This window comes from Candidatus Chloroploca mongolica, assembly GCF_004762035.2.
GTDB classification, from domain to species: Bacteria; Chloroflexota; Chloroflexia; order Chloroflexales; family Chloroflexaceae; genus Chloroploca; species Chloroploca mongolica.
Window position 1 is genome coordinate 1 of record NZ_SIJK02000108.1, and the last position, 8,069, is coordinate 8,069.

The 8,069-nt window shown below is 57.8% G+C and carries 6 protein-coding genes and 2 pseudogenes; 4 read left to right on the plus strand and 4 right to left on the minus strand.

The window, feature by feature from the left end:
• From EYB53_RS24405 to EYB53_RS24425, 4 genes are all read left to right on the plus strand, one after another.
• Positions 1-427 (plus strand): hypothetical protein (locus tag EYB53_RS24405; protein ID WP_205712757.1); only part of this gene is annotated, 427 nt, incomplete at its 5' end.
• 761 nt (positions 428-1,188) lie between these two features.
• On the plus strand, positions 1,189-1,635 hold the full coding sequence (locus EYB53_RS26825; protein ID WP_371879155.1) for a GmrSD restriction endonuclease domain-containing protein: 447 nt from the start codon (positions 1,189-1,191) through the stop codon (positions 1,633-1,635).
• A gap of 42 nt (positions 1,636-1,677) precedes the next feature.
• Positions 1,678-1,971: a UPF0175 family protein gene (locus EYB53_RS24420; RefSeq protein ID WP_135482077.1), complete on the plus strand. Its 294-nt coding sequence runs from the start codon at positions 1,678-1,680 to the stop codon at positions 1,969-1,971.
• Positions 1,968-2,501 carry a PIN domain-containing protein gene (locus EYB53_RS24425; RefSeq protein ID WP_135482079.1) on the plus strand — a complete coding sequence of 178 codons (534 nt, stop codon included), beginning with the start codon at positions 1,968-1,970 and terminating at the stop codon, positions 2,499-2,501. Before EYB53_RS24420 ends, EYB53_RS24425 begins: the two co-directional genes overlap by 4 nt.
• A 398-nt stretch (positions 2,502-2,899) precedes the next feature.
• Here EYB53_RS24425 and ltrA (EYB53_RS24430) read toward each other — a convergent pair whose 3' ends face one another.
• The 4 genes and pseudogenes from ltrA (EYB53_RS24430) to EYB53_RS26465 all read right to left on the minus strand — a co-directional run.
• Positions 2,900-4,606 carry a group II intron reverse transcriptase/maturase gene (gene ltrA, locus EYB53_RS24430; protein WP_135482081.1) on the minus strand — a complete coding sequence of 569 codons (1,707 nt, stop codon included), beginning with the start codon at positions 4,604-4,606 and terminating at the stop codon, positions 2,900-2,902.
• 575 nt (positions 4,607-5,181) lie between these two features.
• Positions 5,182-5,277 (minus strand): annotated as a pseudogene (locus EYB53_RS26180) (hypothetical protein); the annotation flags it as partial.
• Between the two features lie 115 nt (positions 5,278-5,392).
• On the minus strand, positions 5,393-7,102 hold the full coding sequence (gene ltrA / locus EYB53_RS24440; protein ID WP_167857604.1) for a group II intron reverse transcriptase/maturase: 1,710 nt from the start codon (positions 7,100-7,102) through the stop codon (positions 5,393-5,395).
• A gap of 602 nt (positions 7,103-7,704) precedes the next feature.
• A pseudogene (locus EYB53_RS26465) lies at positions 7,705-8,069 on the minus strand (JAB domain-containing protein); the annotation flags it as partial.

An 8,069-nucleotide genomic window follows, 5' to 3' on the forward strand; every position in this document is an offset into this window, starting at 1 on the left:
CTACCAGACTTTGGCTTCGCTGTCACCCTCTGTCCAGCGGTTTTGGGGAGGATACTCTCTTCAGAATAATTCGGTAACGATCGGGGAGTTTATAGCGCATCTAATCAGTATTAACAACTTACAAGACATCATAACCAACATGAGTAAACTATTAGGAAAAGACTTTATGGAGATCTTCAAGGCTACGAGAGCACAATTACCAATGCAACAGACACTTTTTGAAGAAATAGACACCCTTGCTGAATTACTATCAACTATCGCTGCTATCTTCAAAAATAGACATTCATTTTGCCACGAGATCGCAATGCCAAGCGAAGAGGAGGATTTTCGTCCTAAAGATTACTGCCAAAAAACGACAGAATTTTTATGGATTACAGAAAATGTGATAAGTGGCCTTCTGAAAACTAGTCCAAGTCGGCCAAAATAGCCTTATAGAACAGTGTGTATAGCGAGAGGTTGGCTAAATTCTTTAGGAGCAAAATCACATGAGTATTGGAATTCAAGGTGCTTATCTCAAGTATAAGGATTGACAGAAAATATACATATACGCCGTAATAACGCAGTATTCTATCATATACTGTCAGCCCGTCCGCCCAACATGGCTCGCAGCGGACGCCGCTGGCGCGTCTCGTGAGCTGGCGGTTTTTTATCACGCCGTCTCGTGCTTATACTCGCCTCGATCTACAAACCTGCCAGCAGCGCCGCTGAAAGCTGGCGTTGGGCGGCAACCCATAACCCCTACGACGGTTTTCCTCGTACCATCCCCACGATCGCCAAACGGTCGATAGCCTACCTGTGAAGCGCTTGCGCTTGCTGCAAGACAACCGTGGTTGTTGCGTTTCGAGAGGGAGCTACGGCAGAAGAAATCGTGCAGCAGTATCCGTCACTCCACCTTGCCGATGTGTCTTGGGTCATTGGGTACTTCCTGCAGCACCGAGCGGACGTAGACGCCTATCTCGCGGAGCGTCAGCAACGAGCAGCGCTCTTACGAGCGCACAACGAGGCGCAGTTTGACCCTGTTGGCATTCGCGACCGGTTACTCGCGCGTCGAGATCAACCAAGGTCATCATGCGATGCTCTGTTTGGCTGCTGACGAGCATTTCAATACCAACATTGTTCGTGGTTTGCTTCGTCGCGCTCCCAGCCTGGATATCGTTCGCGTGCAAGATGCTGGTTTGTCGGGAGGAGATGACCCGCCGGTGCTTGCATGGGCAGCGCAAGAAGGTCGAGGACTGCTCAAGGCAAGCGCGGCCCCTAGGGAAGCGGCGGTTACCCACTGGCGAGGCCGGCGGCAATCAGGGTGAGCAACCGGTTCAAAGCGAACACATCCTGCCCCAGACGCTGCCACCACGATCCTTGTGGCAACGGGATTGGAAGCCAAAAATCCGGCAGGTGTGTCTCCATGACATTGGCAACTTGGTTCTCACGCGGGACAACGCCAGGTACCACCATTTCGATGTTGAGCGTAAAAAGGGATTGGAGGCTCGTGTGCTGGGCCAAGCGGTCACGCCGGTTGAAGGGGATGCTATAATCGAGGGAGGAACACGACGTGACCGCGCCCGGCCCTGGTTGGCCGGGGGTGCGGCACCCATCGAGAGGCACGACGATGCGCGCACCTGCGGTTCCTCGCGTTGATCGAGGTCGCGCCGCGTGGGCGTTGCGGGAAGGAACCACCGGATGATTACGCCCCAAGAGTTAGTCAATGCCCAGCTGTATCCCAGTGAAGCAGCCGTCATGGAAGATGCGCTGCGGCAGTTGCTCCGCCTCAAGCCGGATTTGCGCGTGGGCGTCGCGATCTATCGGTATACGCATGAAGCGCTGTCGCTGGCGCACGCAGCGGCCCTGGCCGGGGTGAGTTGGCCCCAGATGCACGAGCACCTCCTGGCCCGAGGCATCCCTATCCGCCTGGGAGTCGAGTCGCTGGCCGAGGCCGAAGCTGACGTTGCCGCCTTGCGCGAGGCATGCCCGTGAGCATCATCACAAATACGACGGTTCTGTCCAATTTCGCTCGGATTGGCCACCTTGATCTGCTCCGTAACCTGTTCGGTGTCCTCGCGCTCCCGCTGGAGGTACTGGCCGAGATTCAGGATGCCCAGGCGGAGGGATATACGTTTTTTGATGGGGTGGAGCAGGTCATCACGCCTTTTGCCGCTGACGGGTGGTTGCAATTGGTGAGCATGACCGAGGCGGAACTGCAGCTCTTTGCGATGATGCCCGCACGCTTGCATCGTGGCGAACGCGCCTGTCTCGCGATAGCGCGGCAACGCTCCTGGCTCATGCTGACCGATGATCGGGCAGCGCGGGACGAGGCGCGTCGCCACGCCGTTGCGCTCTCTGGGTCACTCGGATGCCTGGTGCTGAGTGTTGAGCGGCATCATGCGTCACTCGATCAAGCCAATCGGTGGTTAGCCAGCATGATGGCCCAGGGCTATCGCAGTCCACTCACCGATCTCGCGAGCCTAGTGAAGCCTGGTCTGCCTGGAGATCCTCAGCGAGGATGAGGAACTGGCACGGGTCTGGGTGAGCAAGCGTTCAGCAGGATGGACGTCAGACAGGCGTCGCTGCATACCTCTGGTCACCACGCACCAGGGCCCGGAGGTGCAATCACCCCCGGGCCCTGGCAATGCATAGGTGCTGTGACATGGCGTTGCAATGCACCAAAACTGGATCTCCGTTTTCCGGAGTTACGTGAGATTCGATTCCATTCCGGAGTTACGCGAGACACGACACTCAGGTGGGAAAGCCCAAGCCTCGCTCGCGCATACTGACATAACACCCGTGCCCGACGACCAGATGTAGAGTAGGCGCAGGGCGCGTTGCCCACGTTTCCGTGAGTACGTTTCCCCACGCCCCTCTCCGAACCGGACGTGCGCCTTTCAACGCATCCGGCTCTCCAGTCCTACGGTGTTATTCTGGCGAGTTGGCGACTGACTTCGCTCTGTGGGTCGCGTACCTGTCGATGGCAGGTCGCGCAGAGCGTAATCAGGTTATGTAGCTCGTGCGGTCGTCCTGGCTGGTGAGGCCGGAGGTGATGCACTTCTACTCGCCCGCCTTTGCCACAAACTCGGCATTTCCGCCCGTCCCGTGCAAGCACTTCTGCCCGCACTTTCGTCCATTCCTCGCCGTAGAAGTGCGCCCCTCCCCATTCCTTCCCGGCATGCGGGTCGTGGTGGTAGGTGAGATACACTTCGTCTGTCGTGTTCAGGTACGGGTTGGGACGGTGAGCGTACCGCATCCGTTCTATCTTGGTGAGGACGCCAGGGTGATAGAGGGCCATCCCCCCGGCTACCCAGGTGTGATAGCGTCCGGGTTTGCGGTAATACGCTCGGTAGATTGCTCGTATCCGTTGGCGCGTCTTCTTCTGGAGCCAGGTTTCCATTCGCTTGAAGGCGTAGCTGCCTATATAGTCGAAGGTACTACTTGAGGCTTGGTGCCGGTAGTAGTTTGCCCAGCCCTTCAGAAGATAGTTCATCGCCTCGATCTTATCCCTGACCGCATCGAGGGTGGTTCCCCGCTTGGTCATGGCCTTGATCTTGGCTTTGAGCTTCATCACACTTTTCTCACTCGGTCGGATGATCAGGTCGTTTCTGCCGTCTCCGCGGCCTTCGTACCGTTTCACCGTGAAACCGAGGAAGTCGTACCCTTCGGTGACGTGCGTGAGGTGCGTCTTTTCTGCTGATAGCTCCAGCCCCAGTTCGTCGCGGAGGAACGTAGACAGCTCGGCTTTCAGCCGCTCTGCCCCTTCCTTCGTGCCATTCCAAGCCACAACGAAGTCGTCGGCGTACCGCACGTAGAAGGCGTTCCCCTCTTTGCGTTTCCGCCGCTTGTTCTTCTCGTTGTAGTTCAGGCCCGTGTAGTTCTGATAGAACCACGCGTCTATCTCGTGGAGGTAGACGTTCGCGAGGAGCGGCGAGATGATGCCGCCCTGCGGCGTGCCTGCTGGGGATTTCTTGAACAACTCGCCTTCCATGACCCCGGCCCGGAGCATCTGCCAGATGACCCCAAGCAGCTTGGCGTCCTGGATGCGCCGCCGGAGCAGACGCATCAGGATGTTGTGCTGAATGTGGTCGAAGCAGCCGGTGATGTCGCCTTCGACGACCCAATACATCTTCTTTTGACGGGGAGCCGTCGCTTGGAAGAGATGGGCCATCGCGGTGTGACAGCTGCGCCCAGGGCGAAAACCGTGGCTTTCCGGTCGGAAGTCGCTCTCGAAGATGGGCTCGAGGATGGCTTTTGCCATCAGTTGAACCAATCGGTCTACCAGCGTCGGGATACCTAGCGGGCGGCGTTTCCCGTTTGCTTTCGGGATATACACCCGGCGCACTGGCTGGTGGTTGTACGTTCTGGCTTTGAGTTGGCCTCGGAGTTCCGCGATGATGTTGTCGCGGTTCTGCTGGGCTGTCCTCTTGTCCATGCCGTCAATGCCAGCGGTGCGCGAGCCGATATTGGTCATGAGCTTGTCGAAGGCCCACGCCATCAGCGGCTCCCAGGTGAGCAGGTCGTACAGCTTCGTGAACCGATGTTCGGGCTTGTCGGTCGCCTTCTTCGCCAGCCTCCGTTGGAGTTCGGAGACCTGCATCCGACACAATTCCGTCGGCATATTCATGTGAATCTCCTAATGGCAACAGTGGCCGTATAACCTGCCGCCCTTCGCCATGTACCGGGCTTTCCCCGGCTCGGACTACTACGGCGGCTCCGCCAGCGTGGGAGTATGTAAGCCGCATACCTGCCGAACCCTTGCGGGTAGCTCCCACGCCTTCCCGTGTTGCGTGTGTAACCGTCATCGCGTGGAGGTAGACGCGCTCTATCCGCCTGTACCTGCTCCTTGCAGGCTCGACAACCTCGGTCTGACGTGCCTACCAGTCAGACCGCGCCCCTGGACCAAAGGGCCATCCCTGTCGCTCGACCAAGCGTTGGGTAGGCTGTCTCTCACCCATAGCTCCAGCATTTGGGGTGAGGTGACGTATGGAGGCGGTTCTACTGAGCGTTCACTTGCGTTCGTCATGTCCACACTCAGCCTTGCGGTCAGGGGTCGGGCTGGATTGCCGCCCGTTTCCGCGTGTTCCCAGGGCTTCAGACCACGGGGGGGTATCGCTCCCGTCGCCTGCCTGGTCAGGCTCAGGCTTGGTAGGAACCTGTCTCCTTTCAGAGCATTGCTACACACACTTCATGCGCGTATTGCTACGCGCACTTGCACGGCGCACGATCGAGCACGTCGCAGTCCAACAGCTTCCCGGCCTCGACAATCTGACGGGTGACCAGGATGTCTTCCGGCGATGGCGTCGGATCCCGTAGAGTAGGGGCAGGGCGCGTTACGTCTTCTCAGAGCGCACGTTTCCTCTACCCCTCTCCCCAAACCGGGCTTGCGGGTTTCCTCGCACCCGGCTTTCCATTAGGCTTGCTCTTTGCTGGCGTATCCATGTTCTGCGTGGTGACAGGCTAGGCACAGTGTTTCGAGGTCGTCCATGCGGTGCGACTTGGTGCCTCGTTTGTGGTGTACCCGAAGATCGCGGATATTTCCACAGCGGACGCACTGAAAGCTGTCCCGCATTTTGACCCTGAGCTTCGTTTCCGCCATTGTCCGGGGTTCCCCGCGCTTTTCGTTTGGGACGCCCACGGTGGCAAGGAATAGTTGCTCATCTGGCCCAAGTTCTCCCATTGGGAAGTTCACTTGGCGTAGCTCCTCCGTGAGGTACGGGTGCGGAAAACCGTCCCGGCCCTTTTGGGGGTAGCGTCCACGTTTGAGTTCCTTCCTGGTTGGAAGCCATTGGTACGCTTCTAAGGTTTTATCCCCTTCACGCACCGTTGCTGTCCACCGTGTTCTGTTGTGGATCACCTTGGTCTTGGTTTTGACAAGCTCGCCCGATCTGCTGCCTTTGTGTTTGGCAAGCAGCCAGTTGAGGTAGCGGTGCCACACATACCGGGTGATGTCCTCTAGGTCACTGAGCAGGCTGGTGTACCGATAGTATTCGGCCCACCCCTTCACAATGGCATTAAGGCTGGTCAGCCTGGTATATTCATCAAGCCAAGTCCATCCTCTGGTTGTGAGTTCCTTGATCCTCCGTTTAACCTTGTCCTTTGCCTTTTCTGACGGTCGAAGATGCACTACCCACCGTCCCTCTGGCCGCACTCTCTGGATGTGGAAACCCAGAAAGTTGAAGCCGTTGTTGACGTGGGTGATCAGTGTTTTCTCCTCCGACAGGTCGAGATGGAGTTCGGTTTGGAGGAAGTGTCGGATGTCCTCACGGGCCTGTCTGACACCTTCGATGGTGTCGTTGCTGACCACTACAAAGTCGTCGGCATACCGAACCATTCTGTAGTTGCCGCGACCGGCTTTGCGTCTTTTCGACCGTTCGTAAGGGTTCAGTTCCCACCGTTCTTCTGCCCACTTGTCGAACTCATTGAGATAGACGTTTGCGAGCAGCGGTGAGATGACGCCTCCCTGTGGTACTCCCTCGTCGGTTTCTGCAAAGAGGCCCTGTTCCATCACGCCAGCCTTGAGGAGCTTCCAGATGAGGTCAAGTACGTCCTGGTCTCCAATGCGCCTCCGAAGGATCTGCATGAGCTTACGGTGGTGTACCGTATCGAAGTAGCTCTTGATGTCTCCCTCGATGACGTAGTAGTGTTTGTTACTCTCATTGAAGAGGGGCATAATGACCGCCACGGCGTCCATCGTGCAGCGACCCTTGCGGAACCCATACGAGTGCGGATGGAAGTCCGTCTCGTACATGGGGTCTAGGATAGCTCGTAGGGCCTCTTGAACGATACGATCCCGAAGGGCGGGTATGCCCAGCGGGCGCATTTTTCCGTTACCCTTGGGGATGTAGACCCGGCGAACCGGTGTGGGTTGATACGTTTTCGTCTTCATTTCTCCAACCAACGAGGCGAGTTGTTCCTCGTAGTGCTTCTTGAAGTCGTCGCGTGTCTTCCCGTCTACCCCCGCAGTCGAACTTCCTGGTCGTGCCAGAACCGCATCGGCGGCGCTTCGCATCCAATAGTCCCAGTGCAGCAGACTATACAGGTTGGTGAACCTGTGGGCTGGGTGCTTTTGCGCCAGTTCCGCCAGGGCCTTCTGCTTTTCCACCATCTTTGTCAGGCTCATACATCCTTCCTCCGGCGTAGTTCGCATAGGGCTAACACTGTACCTAACTGCCCCCCTTCGCCGTGTAGCAGGCTTTCCCTGCTGCTGACTACTACGGGGGCTCCGCCCCACCTATGGCATTGGTCGCAGGCTGACCTACTCCTTTTCAGGAGAGCATGCGCTTCGGGTTCCCCTTCTGCGCTCATAGGTGGTTCCCAAGTTCACATAGGTAACGTCTTCACGATGTGGTAGGTCTTGCCTGTACGCCTTGCTCGGCTCGTCGCCTCGCTCGCTGTCGGGGGGCCACGGTGTTCGTGGGAGTGCCGTTGCCCCTTGGCCCTTCCGAAACCGACATCCCTCCCAAGCGAAAAGGATGTTCCGACAGCTCCACCCTCCCCTTACCATCGTCGGGTGGTCCAACCTACGGCGCGTCAGACGGCAATTTCTCGCGTGACCATAACATCGCTCTGGCTAGCAGCTCTCAGGGGTGTAAGGTTCCCTTTAGCCACATTGTCGGGGGAGCTTCAGACGCCTTGTGCCTCTGGTTCCGACGCCTGTCCCCCTAGCCACCTGCACACTCCTTTGCAGGGTTCCGCATTGGAACGCTCTACCTACGCGCTTCTTGGCGCACCGGACGGATGGTTGTGGGCCACAATCAGGGCCGCACTGTTGAGCCGGAGGGCGTCTTTGAAGACTTCGCCGATGCGGATCATCGCACTGTTCACCGAGCCTTTGTAGACCGTGCTGATGCGCTGGACGCGGTTTTTGGTGTCGAGCAAGACGACGCGTAGTTCTTCCTGGTCGAGCCGCCCCATCGCGACCATGAGCAGGGCGGCAACGTCGGCGGGGCTTTTGATCTGCTCGCGGGGGGTGGGGGTCAGGATGAGCGCCAGGGTGTCGAGCAGGGCTTGCACCTCGGGCGGGATGCCCCCACTTTTGGGGGTAGGTTTTTCAGATAATGTGCGGGTCATGACCATTTCTGCTACGA